Origin of the sequence: Streptomyces sp. M41 (assembly GCF_043673425.1) — a bacterium.
GTDB lineage: Bacteria > Actinomycetota > Actinomycetes > Streptomycetales > Streptomycetaceae > Streptomyces.
The window spans coordinates 119,988-140,302 of the sequence record NZ_JBIMKE010000010.1 but is presented as its reverse complement, the minus strand read 5'-3'; the positions used below and the strand labels follow the sequence as shown (position 1 = coordinate 140,302).

The 20,315-nt window shown below is 72.1% G+C and carries 11 protein-coding genes and 1 riboswitch; of the genes, 6 read left to right on the top strand and 5 right to left on the bottom strand.

What is annotated here, in order from left to right; all coding sequences use genetic code 11:
- Positions 1-52: 52 nt before the first annotated feature.
- Positions 53-2,089, bottom strand: coding sequence for a beta-N-acetylglucosaminidase domain-containing protein (locus ACHBTE_RS15890; RefSeq protein WP_394724481.1), 2,037 nt, complete (start codon positions 2,087-2,089; stop codon positions 53-55).
- Between the two features lie 257 nt (positions 2,090-2,346).
- Between ACHBTE_RS15890 and ACHBTE_RS15885 the strand changes: the two genes are divergently transcribed.
- The 6 genes from ACHBTE_RS15885 to ACHBTE_RS15860 all read left to right on the top strand — a co-directional run bounded on the left by ACHBTE_RS15885 (position 2,347) and on the right by ACHBTE_RS15860 (position 8,769).
- Positions 2,347-2,817 (top strand): DUF1348 family protein, encoded by a 471-nt coding sequence (locus tag ACHBTE_RS15885; RefSeq protein WP_394724479.1) that lies wholly within the window; start codon positions 2,347-2,349, stop codon positions 2,815-2,817.
- A gap of 186 nt (positions 2,818-3,003) precedes the next feature.
- Positions 3,004-3,178, top strand: a riboswitch (cobalamin riboswitch).
- Positions 3,179-3,357: 179 nt separating this feature from the next.
- A complete protein-coding gene (locus tag ACHBTE_RS15880; RefSeq protein ID WP_394724477.1) occupies positions 3,358-4,881 on the top strand; it encodes a CoA-acylating methylmalonate-semialdehyde dehydrogenase in 1,524 nt (507 codons plus the stop codon).
- 6 nt (positions 4,882-4,887) lie between these two features.
- Complete coding sequence (locus ACHBTE_RS15875) at positions 4,888-6,036, top strand: acyl-CoA dehydrogenase family protein (RefSeq protein ID WP_394724475.1); 1,149 nt, start codon at positions 4,888-4,890, stop codon at positions 6,034-6,036.
- Entirely contained in the window at positions 6,033-7,100 is a 1,068-nt protein-coding gene (locus tag ACHBTE_RS15870) for an enoyl-CoA hydratase/isomerase family protein (RefSeq protein WP_394724473.1), read from the top strand. The genes ACHBTE_RS15875 and ACHBTE_RS15870 overlap by 4 nt, the downstream gene beginning before the upstream one ends.
- Entirely contained in the window at positions 7,097-7,993 is an 897-nt protein-coding gene (gene mmsB, locus ACHBTE_RS15865; protein WP_394724471.1) for a 3-hydroxyisobutyrate dehydrogenase, read from the top strand. The genes ACHBTE_RS15870 and mmsB overlap by 4 nt, the downstream gene beginning before the upstream one ends.
- Positions 7,990-8,769: an enoyl-CoA hydratase gene (locus ACHBTE_RS15860; RefSeq protein WP_394724470.1), complete on the top strand. Its 780-nt coding sequence runs from the start codon at positions 7,990-7,992 to the stop codon at positions 8,767-8,769. The genes mmsB and ACHBTE_RS15860 overlap by 4 nt, the downstream gene beginning before the upstream one ends.
- A 95-nt stretch (positions 8,770-8,864) precedes the next feature.
- Here the strand turns inward: ACHBTE_RS15860 and ACHBTE_RS15855 are convergent, their stop codons facing one another.
- From ACHBTE_RS15855 to ACHBTE_RS15840, 4 genes are all read right to left on the bottom strand, one after another.
- Entirely contained in the window at positions 8,865-10,442 is a 1,578-nt protein-coding gene (locus ACHBTE_RS15855; RefSeq protein WP_394724468.1) for a PepSY-associated TM helix domain-containing protein, read from the bottom strand.
- Positions 10,443-10,671: 229 nt separating this feature from the next.
- Positions 10,672-11,373, bottom strand: coding sequence for a hypothetical protein (locus ACHBTE_RS15850; protein WP_394724467.1), 702 nt, complete (start codon positions 11,371-11,373; stop codon positions 10,672-10,674).
- A gap of 386 nt (positions 11,374-11,759) precedes the next feature.
- Entirely contained in the window at positions 11,760-12,989 is a 1,230-nt protein-coding gene (dhbC, locus tag ACHBTE_RS15845) for an isochorismate synthase DhbC (RefSeq protein WP_394724465.1), read from the bottom strand.
- Between the two features lie 154 nt (positions 12,990-13,143).
- Positions 13,144-20,304: an amino acid adenylation domain-containing protein gene (locus tag ACHBTE_RS15840; RefSeq protein ID WP_394724558.1), complete on the bottom strand. Its 7,161-nt coding sequence runs from the start codon at positions 20,302-20,304 to the stop codon at positions 13,144-13,146.
- Positions 20,305-20,315 lie beyond the last annotated feature (11 nt).

The following is a 20,315-nucleotide window of genomic DNA, read 5'->3' as shown; positions in this document are numbered from 1 at the left end:
GCCGCGCTTCAGTGTGTGCAGATCCGTCAGGTCCACCAGCCCCGAGGCATCCTCACGGAATCAGGCCTTCGCCCCACGTCCCACCGGTGAGGCGGGCATCGGCCTGGGCGAGGAAGGTGTCGAGGACGCCATCACCCACCTTGGGCTGCACCTCGCCCCAGGTATTGCGGCCCGGTGAGGTGCGCAGTGCCTTGGCCTCGTCCCGGAGGGCGCGTGCCGCCGCTGCGAGAGTCTCGGCACGGTCCTTGTCCCCACACTCGCGCGCAGCGAGCGCAGCGAGCATCTTCACGGTGGCCCCGCCCCAGAGCCTGGTGGCATCCAGCCAGTCGTCTGCATCGACGACGAAGCCGGGTTGCACCGTGCCGCTGCGGATCGTCACCGGGGCGTGCGTGATGGCCCGGGCGTAGGCGCGCATCGACTTGAGGGCCTGCTTGCGGTCACCGTGATCCCATGCCGCCCAGAATGCGGAGATCCGGGAGGCAAGTCGTGGTGCCTGGCTTTGCCAGGGGGTGGAGCCGAACGTGGGCGCGAGGTGCTCCAGGTCGGCGAAGACCGTCAGGGCATCGGCTGCCCGGCGCTTGCCGCCCGCCAGGTAGGACATCGCTCCGGCCCAGTTCTGGTCGGCCCGGTAGGCGCGGTCGTTCCATGCGAACGAGGCGGCACCGAAGACGGCGATCTTGCTTGCGTACGGCTGGTTCATGGGATTGGCGACGATCCCGCTGAGGTGATCGGACAGCCCGGCCTCCCGCTTGGCGTAGGGAGCGAGCAGAAGCCGCCCGCTGGTGTTGCCGAAGTCGTTGACCGGGTAGTTGTCCCACACGAAGACCTTGCGGCCGAAGAGTGCGGACGCCGCGTCCGCCTGGGCGTTGGTGATGCTGGGCGGCACGACGTCGGTCCCGGTCCACATCACCACGACCGTGGGATCGAGCGACGCTCGAATCTCTTGTTTGTACGCCGTGTCCTTCAAGTCGCCGTACTCGGTGGGTACCGTCTGCAGCGGGCGGGCACCCTCGTGGGTCGAGATGAAGTTCTGCTGCACGTCATTGAGGAGATCCACCTGAGCCGCAGCCGCCGTCCTGCTGCCGGGCTCCCCGTAGACGGACCTGTCGCCGGCACAGTTCCACCGGGTGTAGCTGATGTCGTCCAACGGGATCGAGAACGCCCGCGTCCCCAGGTCGTACAGCGCTTGCAGCTTGTTCTTGAGCGCGTTCCGATCGGCGGGGTCGGAATAGCAGATGGATTCACCGGGGGAGACAGCGAAGGTGAAGTGGACGTGATTGTCCGCGGCTTTACGGACCAGCGTGCCGAGTTCGGCGAGCTTGTCCGCAGGATAGGGGTCCCGCCACTTGCTCCGGTGATACGGATCGTCCTTGGGGGCGTAGATGTAGGTGTTGGCCTTCACATCGCCGTAGAAGGCCATCTGGTCCAGGCGCTCCTTGTGGGTCCACGGCTGTCCGTAGAAGCCTTCGATGGTCCCACGCAGGGCCATGGCGGGGTGGTCATCGACGCGGACTCCGGCGATCTGCCAGGCTCCCTCGCGGGAGGGGCGCAGTAGCTGACGCAGGGTCTGGACCGCGTAGAACTGCCCTGCCGTGTCATGGCCCGCCAGTGTCACCACGCCGGGTCCGTGCTTGCTGCCGGTGACCCGTAGGGCATAGCTCTCCGGTCGTGCGGGTGCGTTCGTCCGGTGCAGCACGCGGGCTATGTCCGGCCGGGACGCGGGGCCCAACAACACGGTCAGGGCCCCTTCAGGGAACGTCGCGTCCCGGTCCGGCTCCACTACATCGATGCTTGCGGCACCGTGCTCTTCGAGGACCTCGCGGAGTCGCGCAGCCGCCGGAGCGTCCGTGTCTTCGTCGCTGACCAGGACGACTCTGCGGGTGACTGACACATCGTCACCGGCATGGACCAGCGACCGAGGAACGGGATGGACGATGGGCAGGGTTGTGGCGGCGCGGGAGCGTGAAGACGCATGTGGAGCGGGGGGCGCGTCCGCTGCCGATGACGGGGCCGCAGGGCTCAGCATGAGAGCCACCGAGGTGACTGTGACGGTGATCAGTGCGCTCAAGGGACTTCTGCTGGAACTCATCGCGTCTCCCATGCACACGCCGGGCAGGGCACCGGATAAGAGGTCTAAACCACTTTTCGCCTCGCGAGTGTCACAGGCCCGAGCGAACCGGTCAACACCCCGGCGCCGCTTTGCGCCAGGCGCCGCTGATGCTCTGCCCGTTCGACGGAGACGGCCATGCGGAGTGCCGGTTGCGCGAGAACGATCGTTCTCATACGGTGTGGGTATGCGAGAACGATCGTTCTCCATGTCGTAAGGCTTACTCACAGGAGTGCGTCATGTCCGAGCAGCGCCCCCCGCTCCCGCCCTTCACGCGTGAAACGGCGATGGCCAAGGTCCGCCGGGCCGAGGACGGCTGGAACACGCGGGACGCCCAAACGGTGGCCCTCGCCTACACGCCCGACTCGCAGTGGCGTAACCGAGCGGAGTTCGTCACCGGGCGCGACGAGATCGTGCAGTTCCTGACCCGCAAGTGGAACCGGGAACTGGAGTACCGCCTCATCAAGGAGCTGTGGGCCTTCGACGGGAGCCGCATCGCGGTGCGGTTCGCCTATGAATACCGCGACGACTCCGGCCAGTGGTTCCGCGCCTACGGCAACGAGAACTGGGAGTTCGACGCCAACGGCCTCATGCGCGCGCGCCACGCGAGCATCAACGACCTGCCCATCGCGGAGGAAGAGCGCAAGTTCCACTGGCCGCTGGGTCGCCGCCCCGACCATCACCCGGGCCTCTCCGACCTCGGGCTCTGAAACCCGCTCCACCCCGGGGAGCGAAATGCCCCCGCCTCCCGCGTACCTGGCGCGGGCCGGCGGGGGTGGGGTTGCGGCCCGACTCGGCTCCCAAGGGCTGGCGAGTCGGACCAGGGCAGGGATCTGCTTGCCGTTCTGAGGGAATGGCCATCAGCCCTGGATTTACTAGGACGTCCAACTATATAGTCCGAGTACAAGGCCCGCGGTGCAGGGAAGCCGGTGTGAATCCGGCACGGTCCCGCCACTGTGACCGGGGAGTACGCCGTCGAGTATTACGCCACTGACGAGCTGGATGTCGGGAAGGCGGACGGCGCGCGCTGATCCGGGAGTCAGGATACCGGCCGCGGGATGTCCGTGTTTTCCACGAGGATGGAGCTGACACGCATGGCACCGGTGTGTACCCACGACCCTGGTGAGCCTGTCGTCTGACGGGGCTTCGGCCATACGCGATCTCGCGCCCCCGGCACCCGTACGCCACCCGCGTCCGTGTGCGGGACCGGCGCGCCATCCCCGGATCCCTCCTGACGAGAGCAGGCAGTCATGGTCCGCGAGCACGAACGCGCCTCCGTGCGCGAGTTGACGCACTTCGTCGGCGGCAAGCCCACCCCGGGAACATCGGGGGCCTTCGGCGAGGTGTACGACCCCAACACCGGCGAGGTCCAGGCCCTGGTACCCCTCGCGAGCCGCGCCGAGACCGAGGCGACGGTCGCCGACGCCGCCCAGGCACAGCGTGCGTGGGGGGAGTGGAACCCGCAGCGCCGCGCCCGCGTGCTGCTGAGGTTCCTGCACCTGGTGGAGCAGGAGAAGGACGCGCTGGCACGCCTGCTCTCCGCCGAGCACGGCAAGACGATCGCCGACGCGCACGGCGACATCCAGCGGGGCCTGGAGGTCGTCGAGTTCGCCGCGGGCATCCCGCATCTGCTCAAGGGCGAGTTCACCGACAACGCGGGCACCGGCATCGACGTGCACTCGCTGCGCGCGCCGCTCGGAGTCGTCGCCGGGATCACCCCGTTCAACTTCCCCGCGATGATCCCCCTGTGGAAGGCCGCCCCGGCACTGGCCTGCGGCAACGCCTTCGTCCTCAAGCCGTCGGAGCGGGACCCGTCCGTTCCGCTGCGCCTCGCCGAACTCTTCCTGGAGGCCGGTCTGCCGCCCGGCGTCCTGAACGTCGTCAACGGTGCCCGGGACGCCGTCGACACCCTGCTCGAAGACCCCCGCGTGGCGGCCCTCGGCTTCGTCGGCTCCACGCCGATCGCCGCGCACGTCTACGCCACCGCCGCCGTCCACGGCAAGCGCGCCCAGTGCTTCGGCGGCGCCAAGAACCACATGATCGTGATGCCGGACGCCGACCTCGACCTGGCCGTGGACGCGCTGATCGGCGCCGGGTACGGCTCGGCCGGCGAGCGCTGCATGGCGATCTCCGTCGCCGTCCCGGTCGGAGAGGACACCGCCGACGCGCTCGTGGCCCGGCTCAAGGAGCGCATCGCCACGCTGCGGATCGGCCGCAGCGACGACCTCGAGGCGGACTTCGGGCCACTGGTCGGCCGTGACGCGGTGGACCGCGTCCGCTCGTACGTCGACCTCGGCGTCGAGGAGGGCGCCGAACTCGTCGTGGACGGACGGGACTTCACCCTCGCCGGCCACGAGAACGGGTTCTTCGCGGGCGCCTCCCTCTTCGACCGGGTGACTCCTGCCATGCGCATCTACCAGGAGGAGATCTTCGGCCCGGTGCTGTCCGTCGTCCGCGCCGCCGACTACGAGGAGGCGCTGCGCCTGCCCAGCGAGCATCTCTACGGCAATGGCGTCGCGATCTTCACCCGGGACGGCGACACCGCCCGTGACTTCACCCGGCGGGTGAACACCGGCATGGTCGGCGTCAACGTGCCCATCCCGGTTCCGGTCGCCTACCACACCTTCGGCGGCTGGAAGCGCTCCGGGTTCGGCGACCTGAACCAGCACGGACCGGACGCCATCCGCTTCTACACCCGTACGAAGACCGTGACTTCCCGCTGGCCCGCCGGTCTGCGCGAGGGCGCGAGCTTCACCATCCCCACGATGGGCTGAGCGACCATGACCAGCACCCTGCTCACCGAGGACCAGCAGGCCCTCGTCGAGACCACTCTCGACTTCGCCCAGGACCACCTCGCCCCGCACGCCCTGGACTGGGACCGGGACAAGCACTTCCCGGTCGACGTACTGCGCAAGGCGGCCGGCCTCGGACTCGGCGGCGTCTACGTGCGAGAGGAGTCCGGCGGCTCCGGCCTGACCCGCGCCGACGGCGTCCTCGTCTTCGAGACGCTCGCCTCCGGCTGCCCGTCCATCGCCGGGTATCTGTCCATCCACAACATGGTCGCCTGGATGATCGAACGCTACGGCGACACCGTCCAGCGCGAGCGGTGGCTGCCCCGCCTGTGCGCGATGGAGGACCTGGGCAGCTACTGCCTGACCGAGCCCGGTGCCGGGTCGGACGCCGCCGCCCTCACCACGCGTGCGGTCCGCGACGGCGACCACTGGGTGCTCACGGGGGTGAAGCAGTTCATCTCCGGCGCCGGCGCCTCCCAGCTCTACATCGTGATGGCCCGCACGGGAGGCGAAGGCCCGCAAGGTGTCTCCGCGTTCGTCGTCGACAAGGACGACCGGGGTCTCTCCTTCGGCCCCGACGAACGCAAGATGGGCTGGAACGCACAGCCCACCCGACAAGTGATCCTCGACGAGGTACGCCTGCCGGCCGACCGGCTGCTCGGCCGTGCGGGCGACGGCTTCCGCATTGCCATGAGCGGCCTCAACGGCGGCCGGCTCGGCATCGCCGCCTGCTCCCTGGGCGGCGCCCGCAGCGCCCTCGACCGCAGCCTGGCCCACCTCGCCGACCGGGAGGCGTTCGGCGCGCGGCTCCTCGACGCCCAAGCCCTGCGCTTCCGCCTTGCCGACATGGCGACCGAACTCGCCGCCGCCCGGGCCCTCGTCCAGCAGGCCGCCCAGGCCCTGGACCGCGGGGACCCGCAGGCGCCGTATCTGTGCGCCATGGCGAAGCGCTTCGCCACCGACACCGGGTACTCCGTCGCCGACCGGGCGCTCCAACTGCACGGCGGCTACGGCTACCTGAGCGAGTACGGCATCGAGAAGATCGTCCGCGACCTGCGGGTCCACCAGATCCTGGAAGGAACCAACGAGATCATGCGTGTCATCGTGGCCCGCGGCCTGACGGAGGCGTATCGATGACCGACGTCCTGTTCCGTACGGAAGGCCGGGCCGGCCACATCACCCTCAACCGCCCCGAGGCCCTGAACTCCCTCACCCACGACATGGTCCTGCGCATCGCCGGAACACTGACCGAGTGGGAGCACGACCCGGCGGTGGAGACCGTCGTCATCACCGGCGCGGGGGAGCGCGGCCTGTGCGCGGGCGGCGACATCCGTGCCATTCACGACGACGCCCGCGACGCAGACGGCTCGGCCACAGCGGCCTTCTGGCGGGACGAGTACCACCTCAACGCCCGGATCGCCCGCTACCCCAAGTCGTACGTCGCCGTCATGGACGGCATCGTGATGGGCGGCGGCGTCGGAGTCTCCGCGCACGGCACCTTCCGGGTCGTCACCGAACGGTCCCGGATCGCCATGCCGGAGACCGGCATCGGCTTCGTCCCGGACGTAGGCGGTACCTATCTGCTCGCCCTGGCGCCCGGTGAACTGGGGACTCATCTCGCGTTGACAGGCGCCCAGATCGGCGCCGCGGACGCCCTGTTGTGCGGACTCGCCGACCACTTCGTGCCCTCAGCCGCGCTCCAGGGCTTCGTTGACGACCTCGCCGAGCATCCCGTACGCGAGGCTCTCGTCCGCCATGTACGGCAGGCGCCCGCGGGAGATCTGGCCGGTCGGCGGGAGTGGATCGACGCCTGCTTCTCGGCCGACACCGTCGAGGAGATCGTCCAGCGGCTCCTCGCCCACGGTGACCCGGCCGCCAAGGAGACAGCCGAAACTTTGCTCGCCAAGTCCCCGACCGCCCTCAAGGTCACCCTTTCCGCCCTGCGCCGCGCCCGCCGGCTGGGCCCCCTGGAGCGGGTGCTCGACCAGGAGTACCGCGTCTCCTGCGCAGCCCTGACCGCCCCGGACCTGGTGGAGGGCATCCGCGCCCAGGTCATCGACAAGGACCGAGACCCGCACTGGTCGCCGGCGACGCTCGTCGAAGTCACCGACGTGGACGTCGAGCGCTTCTTCACCCCCCTCGGCGAGCGCGAGCTCGGCCTCGCCGCCGGATCCGACACCACTCAGGAGGTGGCCTGGTGAGCCGGAGCATCGCGTTCATCGGACTCGGACACATGGGCGGCCCGATGGCCGCCAACCTGGCCAAGGCCGGCCACCGTGTGCTCGGCCACGACCTCGTCCCCGAGGCCATGGAGAACGCCGCCGGGGCCGGAGTGGAACCCGTCCCCTCCGCGACCGAGGCCGTCGCCGGCGCCGACGTGGTCATCAGCATGCTGCCCGCCGGCCGCCACGTCCTGGGTCTGTACGACGACATCCTGACCGCAGCCCGCCCCGGCGCTCTCCTCGTCGACTGCTCCACGATCGACGTCGCCGACGCCCGCACCGCCCACGAACGCGCGGTCGCCGCCGGGATGCGCGCCCTGGACGCACCCGTCTCCGGCGGAGTGGTCGGCGCCGAGGCCGCCACCCTGACCTTCATGGCTGGCGGGGGAGAGGCGGAGTTCGCCGAGGTACGCCCGCTGCTGGAAGTCATGGGCAAGAAGGCCGTGCACTGCGGCGGACCGGGTGCCGGACAGGCCGCCAAGATCTGCAACAACATGATCCTCGGCGTCTCCATGATCGCCGTCAGCGAGGCGTTCGTCCTCGCCGAGAGCCTGGGACTGTCCCACCAGGCCCTGTACGACGTGGCAGCGACGGCCTCCGGGCAGTGCTGGGCCCTGAGCGTCAACTGCCCGGTCCCCGGCCCCGTTCCGGCGAGCCCCGCCAACCGCGACTACCGGCCCGGGTTCGCCGCATCCCTGATGGCGAAGGACCTGGGCCTCGCCGCCAACGCGGTGCGCGCGGGCGGCGTGGACGCGGAACTCGGCCTGCGCGCGGCCGAGTTGTACACCGCCTATGCCGAGCGCGTCGGTGACTCGGAGGACTTCTCCGGCATCGTACGAACCATCAGGGACCGGAGCGGAGAAGCCACGTGACCACCGACTACGAAACCATCCTGGTCGAACGCAAGGGCCGCACCGCCCTGCTCACCCTCAACCGGCCCAAGGCCCTCAACGCGCTCAACCTGAAGGTCATGGAGGAGGTCGTGGCGGCGACCGAGGCCCTCGACCGGGACCCGGAGTGCGGCTGCATCGTGATCACCGGTTCGGAGCGGGCCTTCGCGGCCGGCGCCGACATCAAGGAGATGCGCCCCCACGCGTACATGGACATGTATCTCGCCGACTGGTTCGGAGCCTGGGACCGGCTGGGGCAGCTGCGCACCCCGACCGTCGCCGCCGTCGCCGGATACGCCCTCGGCGGCGGCTGCGAGCTCGCCATGCTCTGCGACATCCTGCTCGCCGCCGACACCGCCGTCTTCGGGCAGCCCGAGATCAAGCTCGGGGAGATCCCGGGGATCGGCGGCTCCCAGCGCCTGACCCGGGCCGTCGGCAAGGCCAAGGCCATGGAACTCTGCCTGACCGGGCGCACCATGGACGCCGTGGAGGCGGAGCGGGCCGGCCTCGTCTCCCGCATCGTGCCCGCGGACGAGCTCCTCGGTGAGGCGCTCGCCGTCGCCGAGACCGTCGCGGGCATGTCGCTGCCGGTGGCGATGATGGCCAAGGAGGCCGTCGGCCGGGCCTTCGAGACGACGCTCGCCGAAGGCGTCCGCTTCGAACGCCGCCTGTTCCACGCGGTGTTCGCCACTGCCGACCAGAAGGAGGGCATGGCCGCCTTCACCGAGAAGCGGTCACCCGCCTTCCGCCACCGCTGACCAACGGCGCCACAGCGGCGCCCCGGCCGTGCGGCCCGCGTCTGCGCGCAGACGCGGGCCGCATCGAACCGGACGACCGAGGGTCTGGTGCGAGGTCAGGCCCGCGCGGCCGGATCGCCGGTGCGCCACCGGTGGCGCAGTGCGAGCAGACCGTCGAGGACCAGGAAGGCCAGCAGGGACCAGCCCAGCAACGGGAACGCCCAGCCGACGGCGATGGTCAGCGGCACGGCCACGGCAAGGGCGGGCCAGGGCAGATGCCGCCACGTGCCACGGGCGGGCGCGCGGCCCACCAGGGCGCGACGGTCCCCACGGGTCGGCCTGCGCTGCCACCACATGCGGTAGCCGAACACGATGCCCACGGACAGTCCGAGCGCGATGACCGCGAGGACGATCTGGTTGGCCAGGCCGAACAGGGTGCCCATGTGGGCGCGCACCCCGAGGGTGCTGAGCTTGGCGAGTATCGGGTGGTCCGCCCAGTCGACACGGGAGGTGATCTCGCCGCTGTGCGGGTCGACGGCCGCCTGGTCCAGGTGGACGGGCCACAGTCCGTCGGTCTGGGCGACCGACCAGGTGCTCTTGTCGTCGGCAGGCGTGTTGATCTCCACCGGGCCGTCGAGTCCCGCGGCACGGGCCTGCTCCAGGACCCGGTCCACGCTGATGCCCTCCGGCAGACCACCTGCGGCCGGTGCGGCGTCCCCTGCGGAGTGGTCGTGCCCGGAGGAGCCTTCGGCACCGGAGGCGGAGACAGAGGTGTCCAGCTCGGGAGCGTACGCGCTCAGGGAGGTGCGCAGTTCGGTGAAGCGTGCACCCGCGTGCGCCGACCAGGTCAGGCCGGTGGCGCTGAGGACGAGCAGGCCGACCGAGATCCACACGCCGGTGATCGCGTGGAGGCTTCGGCTGCGGCGCACACCCCGCGCCCCGCGTTCGGGCAGCACGGTGTTGCGCTTCGATGCGCCCGCATACGTTCGACGGCGTCCGAACCACAGCAGGAGACCGCCCAGCACCAGCACCCACAGCCAGCTCGCGGCGAGTTCGGAGTACAGGCGGCCCGTCTCGCCGAGGTGCAGGTTGCGGTGCAGGTCGTCCAGCCAGGTCGCCAACGGTGTCGAGCCGAACCAGGTGGTCAGGGCGCCGCGCACCTCACCGGTGTAGGGGTCGACGTAGACGGTGCGCTGTTTGTCCTGCTCGGCCAGTTCGGGGACGGAGAGCACGACCTTGGTGGTGTGGTCCGCGGCCTCGGGCGGCACGACCGACATGATGCTGCCCTCGGGGTGGGCCGCACGTGCGGCCGCTATCTGTTCCGTGAGCGGCTTCGCCGTGTCACCCACCTTCTCCACCCGCAACTGCTCGCCGTAGACGAACTGGTCCAGCTGAGGCACGGCGGTGTACGCCAGCCCGGTCAGCGCCGCGACCAGCAGAAACGGGGCGACCAGGATGCCGGCGTAGAAGTGCAGCCGGGTCAGCAGCAGCCACCAGCCGGAACGGGAACGACGGTTTGCGGCGCCGCCGTTCTTCGTGGCGGTGTCGCCGGTGTCGCCGGCGTCGGCGTCCGGTGCGGTGGCCGCGGTCTTGCCGGTGGCCGCGCTCTTGTCGGAGGCGGCGGAGGTCGGCGTCTCGTCCGGGGAGTCGACGGGTGGGTTTCCGTCGGGGGAGGCGTCGGATGTGGTGCTCATGAGCGAGCTCAGCTCCTGATGTCCTGCCGGCCCGCGTACAGGGCGGGGCCGGGTGCTGTTCACTGCCGAAGGGCACGCGCAGCGGCGGAGTAGGCGCCGCGTCGAGGGGAGCGGCGCGGAGTCCGGCGTACGCGTGACAGCCGCCGCGTGGGGCCGGGTGGTCCCGGGGCACGGGCGGTGGTGACACCGGCCGGACGAGTGCTTGTTGCGCACTCCCGTCACGGCCGGATCAGCGGGCGAACAGAGCGGGCGGCCCCCGCCGGGCGAGCGCGTGCCTCAGCAGGCGCGTGAGGCAGGACACCTCGCGCTCCGCCCGGAAGCTCAGCCGGAAACGACGGAGCGAGAGAGCCGTCCGGTGCCGCGACCACCGCCACAGCAGAACCAGTGCGTGCACAACCGCTGACACGGGTGCGCCCAGCAGTCGGCACAGCCGCCACACCAGCGCCTCTCCCTGGCGCAGCCACCAAGCGGCACCGAGCCCGGCGACCAGGTGCGCGAGCAGCATCAGCGGGCTGAGATGGGCGGCGGACATGGCCATGCCGACCGGTTCGGCCCCTGCCTGCGCGGCCCCCGTCATGCTCTCGGATCCCGCATGCCCCGCCTGCGGTATATGCCCTATATGTGACGGCGGTTCGGTGTGGCGGACATGATGCGCGGAGGGTGAGACGCGAACGTGAGAAGGGCCGGCGAACGCGAACAGCAGGTGCAGCGCGCCTTGGGCGAGCGTGACCGCGCCCGCGATCTGTCCGAGGGTGCGCTCGCGGCCGGCGAGGCGCCCTGCCGTGACGGCGACGGCCGTGCCGCCCAGGGCGAGCAGGGCAAGGGGCGGCCGATGCCCGCCGGCCATGGCGTGCCCGATGGCCGCCAGTACGACGCACACCAGGCTGAACACCGCCACCCGCGCAGCGCGGAGCAGGCCGCGGTCGGCCATCGGTTCTCCTCGCGCTCGTCGGACGGGTTCACACCTCTTGCGCCCCCCACTACGTGCGCGGGTCCGTCACCGTTCAATCTCAGCCATGAACGGATCCCGGCACCGGCCGGAACGGCTGAGGTGTCCGATCCTCCACGGCATGAGCTCACGGCATGGCAGGGCGTGCGTGGCGCTCGGGCCGGCAGAGCTTACCGTGGCTGGAATCACCGGCACCAGTGGCTCGGGCCGCCGCCCGCCGACGGGGGGACGGGCCCGCTGGGCGCAGTCGCGTTGTTGCGGGGCCCCGAACTCGGTCACGCGGGGAGTCCCGTCCACACCAGCCCAGGCGGAAACCGGCCAGCCGGGGCAGCTCAGGCTGCGGCGCAAAGCCGCAAGGCGGGTCCGGTTCACTCGCCGGCCCCCACGGCGTTCAGGAACGTACGGAACTTGGCCGCCGTCTCCGCCGTCTCGGCCTCGGGCTCGGACGCGGCGACCACCCCCGCGCCCGCGTACAGCCGCAGGGCCCGGCGCTCCGCCTCGGCGCAGCGCAGCGTCACGACCCACTCGCCGTTGCCCTCCGTGTCGCCCCAGCCGACCATGCCGGTGTAGAAACCCCGGTCGAAGGGCTCCGACTCGCGGATCACCCGGCGGGCCGCGTCGGTCGGGGTGCCGCACACGGCGGGGGTGGGATGCAGGGCGCAGGCCACCTCGAGGGCGGAGACGTTCGGGGAGGCGAGCGTTCCCGTGATGGTCGTGGACAGATGCCACATGGCCGCCGTGCGGATCAGCGACGGCCGTGCCGGTACGTCGATCGACGTGCAGTAGGGCGCCAGCGCCTGGTGCACGGCGTCGACGACGACCGCGTGCTCGTGCAGGTCCTTCGCCGACTCCAGCAGAGCCGCGGCGCGCCGCACGTCCTCGGCGAGGTCGTCGCTGCGCGGGATGGAACCGGCCAGCGGGTTGGACACCAGCCGGTCGCCGTGCCGCGAGACCAGCAGCTCGGGACTGGCGCCGAGCAGGGTCCTGCCGGGCGCGGTGGGAAGCGCGAAGGTGTAGCCCGTCGGGTCGGTGCGCGCCAGGCGCTGGAGCATGCCGGCTATGTCCAGCTCCCCGGTGCCGGTCACCTCCAGGGTGCGGGCCAGCACGACCTTGCTGAACTCGCCCTTCCACATCCGGTCCACCGCCGAGGCGACGCTCTTGCCGTACACCTCCGGCTCGGGCTCGGGCCGGACGGTCCAGGCGCTCGGCGCGGCCGGCCGTTCGACCGGCAGGGCGACCAGCGGGTCCGCGGCGAGCGCGGGGCCGCCGCGGGTGGTCTCGGGGACCACCAGCGCGGCCGGCGCGGACTGGTCGAACGGGATCGCCCCGACCACCAGCGGCGCGGCGCGGTTCTCCGAGCGGGCCCGGCGCAGGGTGGTCATGACACGCTCGGCGACCGGCTCGGGGCCGTGCGGCACATCCGCCAGGACACCGTGGGCGAGCAGCGTACGGGTGGGCGTGGCGAGGAAACGGTCACCCGGACGGAAGGCGTCCAGGAGGACCGTCGCGGCGCCGACCGGGAACGGCGCCCGGACGCGCGGGTCGGGGGATGCTTCGGGCGTGGTCGTGGGGGCGTCTGCCTGACGGGCCGTCGGCACGGGTGACTCCTTGGGTGAGGGCTTGGGGTGAGGGTGGGTCGGTGAGGGTGAGCCGGGAGGGGCCGCGGGGTACGTGATCCCGGGACGGGGCGCCGGGCACGTGATCCCGGGACGGGGCCGCGGGGTGCGTGATCCCGGGATCGCGCCGCCGCGGTCAGCCGCTGTCCGGGACGGCCCGTAGCGCCGCGTCCAGCAGGGGGCCGATCTCGTCCAGGGCGCGTGGTGACATCAACTCGTCGTGGGAGCAGTCCAGTACGTGCTCGGTGAGGTCGCCGTCGACGTACTGCGGCCACACCTCGCCCGGTCTGTCCTCGGCCCCGGTGGTGCGCGCGGCCGTGAAGAACAGCACGTCGCCCCGGTGGCGCCGGGTGCGGCTGCGCGAGAGCAGACGGACACAGTGCACGTTGGTGTCGACGATGGCGTGCAGCAGCGACTCGTCGAACCCGGCGAGCAGCCCCTGGCTGTCACGGATCGCGGCCACCGCCTCCGCCCTGCCCACGGTCCGGCCGGTGGCGCCGCCCAGTCCCGCCACCGACAGCAGGAAGCCGGTCTCCTCGCGCTCCAGCCGCTCCCGCCAGTCGGGGGACCCGATGTACGACCAGTCGTCGCGCTCCGGTGGATAGGCGTCCAGCAGCGCCAGGAACGCCACCTCCTCGCCCCGCTCCTGGAGCAGCGCGGCCAGCGTCTGCGCCACCGTGCCACCGAACGAGTAACCGGCGAAGTGGTATGGCCCACCGGGCTGGACGGCGCGGATCTCGGCCAGGTACAGCTCGCACAGCTCGGCCACGTCCGCCACCTCGGGCAGCGCCCCGGACAGCCCCGGCGACTGCACGCCGTACACCGGCCGGTCCGGGTCGAGGTGCCGCAGCAGACCGGTGTACTGCCAGCTGAACCCCGAGGCCGGGTGGAAGCAGAACAGCGGCGCCCGGCTGCCCTTCTCCCGCAGCGACAGCAGCACCCGCAGCGCGTCACGGCGGGCGTCGGTGCCGATCCGGGCGGCCACACCGGCCGGCGTCGGCGCGGTCATCACCGTGCCGACCTGCACCGGCACGCCCAGCTCCGCCCGGATCCGGCCGACCAGCCGCATCGCGAGCAGCGAATGGCCGCCCAGGTCGAAGAAGTTGTCCTCCACGCCGACCCGGTCCAGGCCGAGGACCTCCGCGAACAGCCCGCACAGCAGCTCCTCGCGGGCGTCCTTCGGCGGGCGGCCCGAGGACGCCCCGTCGAACGCGGGCGCAGGCAGCGCGGCCCGGTCCACCTTGCCGTTCACCGTCAGTGGCAGCGCGTCCAGCGCGACGAACACGGACGGCACCATGAACTCCGGCAGCACGGCCGACAGCCGCTCCCGCAGCCTCTCCCCGGCGCCGGGCCCGGCCCGCTCAGATCCGGCCGCGACGACGTACGCCACCAGCCGCTTCACGCCGTGCGTACCCGTGTGCACGGCGACCGCCGCGGCCGCCACGCCCGGGTCGTCGGTCAGCGCCGACTCGATCTCGCCGAGCTCGATCCTGAACCCGCGGATCTTCACCTGATGGTCGGTCCGGCCCAGGTAGTCGATCTGGCCGTCCGCCCGCAGGCGCACCAGGTCGCCGGTGCGGTACATCCGCGTGCCGGACGCGTCGAACGGATCGGCCACGAACCGCTCGGCCGTCAGCGCCGCGCGCCCGAAGTAGCCGCGCGCCAGCCCCGCCCCGGCGAGATACAGCTCGCCCGGCACTCCGCGCGGCACCGGGCGCAGCGCGCTGTCCAGCACGTAGGCGCGGGTGTTGAAGATCGGGCGGCCGACGCAGGAGGTGGCACTGTCCTCGGCGTCCGCGCCGAGGGCGTTGATCGTGTACTCGGTCGGCCCGTACAGGTTGTAGCCCATCGTGCCGTCGGTGTTCCTCAGCAGCGTCCACAGCGAGTCGGGCACGGCCTCGCCGCCGAGCAGCACCAGGGCCGGACGGTGCCGGTCCGCGTCCAGCAGGCCCGCGTCGACGAGCTGCTGGCCGTACGACGGGGTGACGTTGACGACGTCGATGCCGACCCGGTCGTAGTGCGCGGTCAGCGCCGCCGGGTCCAGCCGCAGCTCCTCGCCGATGACGTGCACCTCGTGCCCGTCCACCAGCCAGAAGAACTCCTCCCACGACATGTCGAAGGCGAACGACACCGTGTGCGCCACCCGCATGCGGCGCCCGCCGGCCAACTTCACCGCCGGTTCGAAGATCCGCTCGCGGTGGTTGAACAGCATGTTCACCAGACCCGCGTAGGGCACCACCACGCCCTTGGGGCGGCCCGTCGAGCCGGAGGTGTAGATGAGATAGGCGGGATGGCGGCCGTCGCGCGGCTCAGTCAGCTCCTCCTCCGCGACCGGCGCGCCCGCACGGCCCGCCAGCTCCGCCACGGTGGCCGGGTCGTCCAGGACCAGCGGCGGCACGCCCGCGACGGCCGGCACCCGCCCGGCGACCGCCGTCGAGGTCACCAGGCACAGCGGCGCGGCGTCCTCGACCATCATCGCCAGCCGGTCCACCGGGTTCTCCAGGTCCAGCGGCAGATACGCCGCGCCCGTCTTCAGCACGGCGAACAGCGCGACCACGAAGTCCGCCGAGCGCGGCAGCCCGAGGGCGACCACACGCTCCGGGCCGGCGCCCCGGGCGATCAGCGTCCGCGCGAGGCGCGAGGCCCGCTCGTCCAACTCCTGGTAGCTCAGCCGCTCGTCCTCGAAGACCAACGCCGTCGCATCCGGGGTGGCCGCCGCCTGTCCGGCGAACAGGTCGATCAGCGCCGTGCCGGGCACCGCGTGGCCCATGTCGTCGCCGAGCTCCAGCAGCTCGGCCCGCTCACGGGCGGCCAGCGGGTGCAGCCGGCCCACCGGGGTGGCACCGCCGTCCGCGAACTGCTCGACCAGCCTGCGCAGCCGCTCGGCCAGCGCCCCGGCGGTGTCCGCCGTGTACAGGTCCGGCCGGTAGGCCAGGCTCAGCTCCAGCGACGCCCCGGGCGTCACCGCCAGCGTCAGTGGATAGTGGGTGCCGTCCACGCTGTGCGTCCAGCCGATGCCGTACCGGGCGACGGCCTCCTCCCGGGCCGCGTCGTCCAGCGGCGTGTTGCGGAACACGTACAGCGTGTCGAAGAGCGTGCCGAGGCCGGTCGCCTGCTGGATGCGGCCCAGGCCCAGGTAGTGGTGGGGGAGCAGGTCGGCGTGCTCGCTCTGCATCCGCACCAGCAGGTCCCGCAGCGACTCGTCCGCGCGCAGAGCCACCCGGAACGGCAGCGTGTTCATGAACATGCCGATCATATGGTCCACGCCGGGCACGTCCGCCGGACGGCCGGAGACGGTCGCGCCGAACACCACGTCGTCCCGGCCGGTCAGCGCGGACAGCGACAGGGCCCACGCCGCCGACAGCACCGTGTTCAGCGTCACCCCGCAGCCACGCGCGAACTGCCGCAGCGCGTCGCTGAGTTCCTCACCCAGCGGCAGGTCCACCACCTCGGCGGTGACCGGCTGCCGCGCTGGATCGGCCGGGGCCACCAGCGTCGCCTGGTCCAGTCCGGACAGATGCGTCCGCCAGGCGTCGAGCGCGGCCCGGGAGTCCGTGCCCGCCAGCCGGCGCAGATAGTCGCGGTACGGGGTCACCGGAGGCATCGAGTCCAGATCGCCGCCGCGCCCGTACAGCGCGAACAGCTCCTCGAAGAACAGCGACTCCGACCAGCCGTCGGTGAGGATGTGATGCTGCGTCACACACAGCATCCAGCGGTCCTCGGCGAACTTGAGCAGGGTCACCCGCATCAGGGGCGGCGCCGCCAGATCGAACCGGGTCGCCGCGTCCGCGAGCGAGAACTCGCGCTGCGCGTCCCGCTGTTCCGCCTCGCTCAGCCGCGTGAGGTCCCGCACGGTGAACGGCAGCTCCCACTCCCGCGGCACGACCTGCACCGGCTGCGGCAGACCCTCGTGCCAGAACCCGGAGCGCAGGTTCGGGTGGCGGCGCAGCATCGCCTCGAACGCCGACCGCAGCGCCTGTGTGTCGACGGCGCGCCGCAGTTCGACGAAATTCTGCATCAGGTAGACGTCCAGCGCCCGGTCGTCGTACACCGCGTGGAAGTACAGGCCCTCCTGCAACGGTGCCAGCGGCAGCACCTCGGCGGCGCCCCGGAACGCGCCCTCGACCCTCGCGCGCCCGGCCTCGTCCAGCGCCACCAACGGCTCGTCCGTCGCAGCACCCGCCGGCGTCCCGGCGTCACCGAGCACACGGGCGACCGCGGCCAGACCAGCCGGAGTGCGCTTCTCGAACACGTCGCGCGGCGTGAGGACCAGCCCCTCCTCGCGGGCGCGGGTCACCAGCCGGATGGAGACGATGCTGTCCCCGCCCAGCGCGAAGAAGTCGTCGTCCACCCCCGCCGAACCCAGGCCCAAAACCTCGGCGAAGACCCGGCAGACGGCCTCCTCCCGGGCGTCGCGCGGCGCCCGGGACGACACCGGACCCGACAGGTCGGGGGCGGGCAGCGCGGCCCGGTCCAGCTTGCCGTTGACCGTCGTCGGCAGCTCGTCCAGGACGGCCACGGCGGCGGGCACCATGTAGTCGGGCAGCACGGCCGCGAGATGCTCCCGCACGGCCAGCGGGTCGGCCGTGCCCGTCACATACCCCACCAGGCGCTTCACACCCGGCGTGTCCTCCCGCACCACGACCGCCGCGGCCGCGATCCCCTGCACCGCCGCGAGCGCCGACTCCACCTCGCCCAGCTCGATCCGGAAACCGCGGATCTTCACCTGGTCGTCCGCCCGGCCCAAGTACTCCAGCTCCCCGTCCGCGCGCAGCCGCACCAGGTCGCCGGTGCGGTACATACGGCCGCCGGGAGTGCCGTACGGATCGGCGACGAACCGCTCGGCGGTCAGCCCGTACCGGCCCAGATAACCGCGCGCCGTGCCGTGGCCCGCCAGATACAGCTCGCCCGTCGTCCCGGCGGGCACCGGCCGCAGCGCCGCGTCCAGCACATAGGCGGCGGTGTTCCCGATCGGCCGGCCGACCACCGGCGAAGGGCTCGCGGACAGGTCGGCGGCGAGCGCGTCCACGGTGTACTCCGTCGGCCCGTACAGGTTCACCGACATCACCCCGCTGCCCGCCCGCACCTCGGACCACAGCGCCTGCGGCACCGCCTCGCCGCCGAGCAGCAGCAGCGCGGGCCGGTGGTGCGCCGGGTCCAACAGACCCCAGTCCAGCAGCTGCTGGGCGTAGGTGGGCGTCACGTCCATCGCGTCCACCCGCCGCCGGCGCACATACCCGACGACGAACTCCGCGTCGCGGCGGCCCACTTCGTCCAGGACATGCAGCTCATGCCCGGCGATCAGCCAGAACAGCTGCTCCCAGGAGGTGTCGAAGCTGAACGAGGCGGTGTGCAGCGCGCGCAGCGCACGGCCGCCGCCGGCGGCGACCACCGGGTCGAAGATCTCGGCGAGGTGGTTGGCGTACAGGTTCGACAGACCGCCATGGGTGAGCACCACGCCCTTCGGCCGCCCGGTGGAGCCCGACGTGTAGATGACGTACGCCGGGTGCCCGGCCACCACCGCCGGCGCCTGCCGCAACGGCTCCGCCTCAGCCAGCGCGGCGACCGTCTCCGGCGCGTCGAGGACCAGCCGCCGCGGCCCGCCCGACTCCGGGAGCAGACCCGCCGCCTGCGACGTGGTGAGCACGCACACCGGAGAGGCGTCCTGAAGCATGTAGCCGAGCCGGTCCGCCGGATAGTCCAGATCCAGCGGCAGATACGCGCCGCCCGCGCCCAGCACGGCGAGGATCGCCACCACCGAGTCGGCCGACCGGGGCACCGCAAGCGCCACCACCGACTCCGGACCGACCCCGCGCGCGGCGAGCAGCCCGGCCAGCCGCGCGGCCCGGTCCCGCACCTGAGCGAAGGTCAGGGACACCTCGCCGGAGACCACGGCCACCGCCTCCGGCGTCCGCGCCGCCTGCTCGGCGAACCGGTCCGCGACCGTGCCGCCCGGCACCCTTCGCACCGGCCCCCGCCAACTCGCCCGGATCCGCTCCGACTCCGGCCCGGGCAGCAGCTCCAGTGCGCCGACGGCGGTGCCGGGAGCGCCGGCCAGCCGCTCCAGCGCGAGGGCCAGCCGCCCGGCGATCAGCTCCGCGTGACGCGTGTCGAACACGTCGGGCCGGTACTCCACACGCAGCAGCGTCCGCTCCTCCAGCGCCACGGCCAGGGTGAGGGGGTAGTGCGTGGCGTCCCGGGCCTCGACGCCGGTCACCCGCAGCCCCTCACCGGCCTGTCGTGCCGCGTCCGGGTCCACCGGGTAGTTCTCGATCACCACCAGCGTGTCGAACAGCTCCCGCCCGCCCGCCTGCTTCTGGATCGCTCCGAGCCCCAGGTGGTGGTGGGCCAGCAGCGCGTTCTGCTCGTCGCGGAACCGCCTCAGCAGCCCCTCCACACTCTCCTGCGGCCGGATCGTCATCCGCACCGGCACCGTGGTGATGAATAGGCCGAGCATGGACTCGACCCCCGGTATCTCGTCCGGGCGGCCCGACACGGTCAGCCCGAACACCACGTCCGAACGGCCCGTCAGCTGCCGCACGACCAGACCCCAGGCGGCCTGGATCAGCGTGCTCGGCGTGGTGCCCAGGCGCCGGGCCGCCGCGGTGAGCCGGGCCGTCGCCTCCGCCGGGAGTTCCAGCTCGTGCACGCCCGGGCGCACCACCGCACGGGCCGGGTCGGCCGGTGCCACCAGGCACGGCTCCTCCAACGACGCGAGCGCGCCCCGCCAGGCCGCCTCGGCGGCCGGTACGTCCTGCCGCTTGAGCCACTTCAGGTAGTCCCGGTACGGACGCACCGCCGGCAGCGCCGAGGCGTCACCGTCGGCGGCGTACAGCCCCAGCAGGTCGCCCACCAGCAGCGGCATCGACCAGCCGTCGACCAGGATGTGGTGCACGGTGACCAGCAGCCGGTGGTCGTCGTCGGCGACTCGCGCCAGCACGAGCCGCAGCAGCGGCGGCCGGTGCAGCTCGAACCGCCGGGCCAGCTCGGCCCGTTCCAGCTCCGCGAGCGCCTTGCCGGTGTCCACGAACGCCGGCAGCTCGGTCCGCTCCACCGCGACCGTCACCTCGGCCGGCACGAACTGCACCGGCTGCGGCACCCCTTCGTGCCAGAAGCCCGCCCGCAGGTTCGGGTGCCGGCGCAGCAGCGCCGTGGCCGCCCGCTCCAGCCGGGCCGCGTCGACGCGGCCCGCCAGCGTCACCGTCACCTGCACGGTGTAGACGTCGGCGGATCCCCGGTCGGCGTCGTAGACGGAATGGAACAGCATGCCCTGCTGAAGGGGGGACAGCGGCAGCATGTCCTCGATAC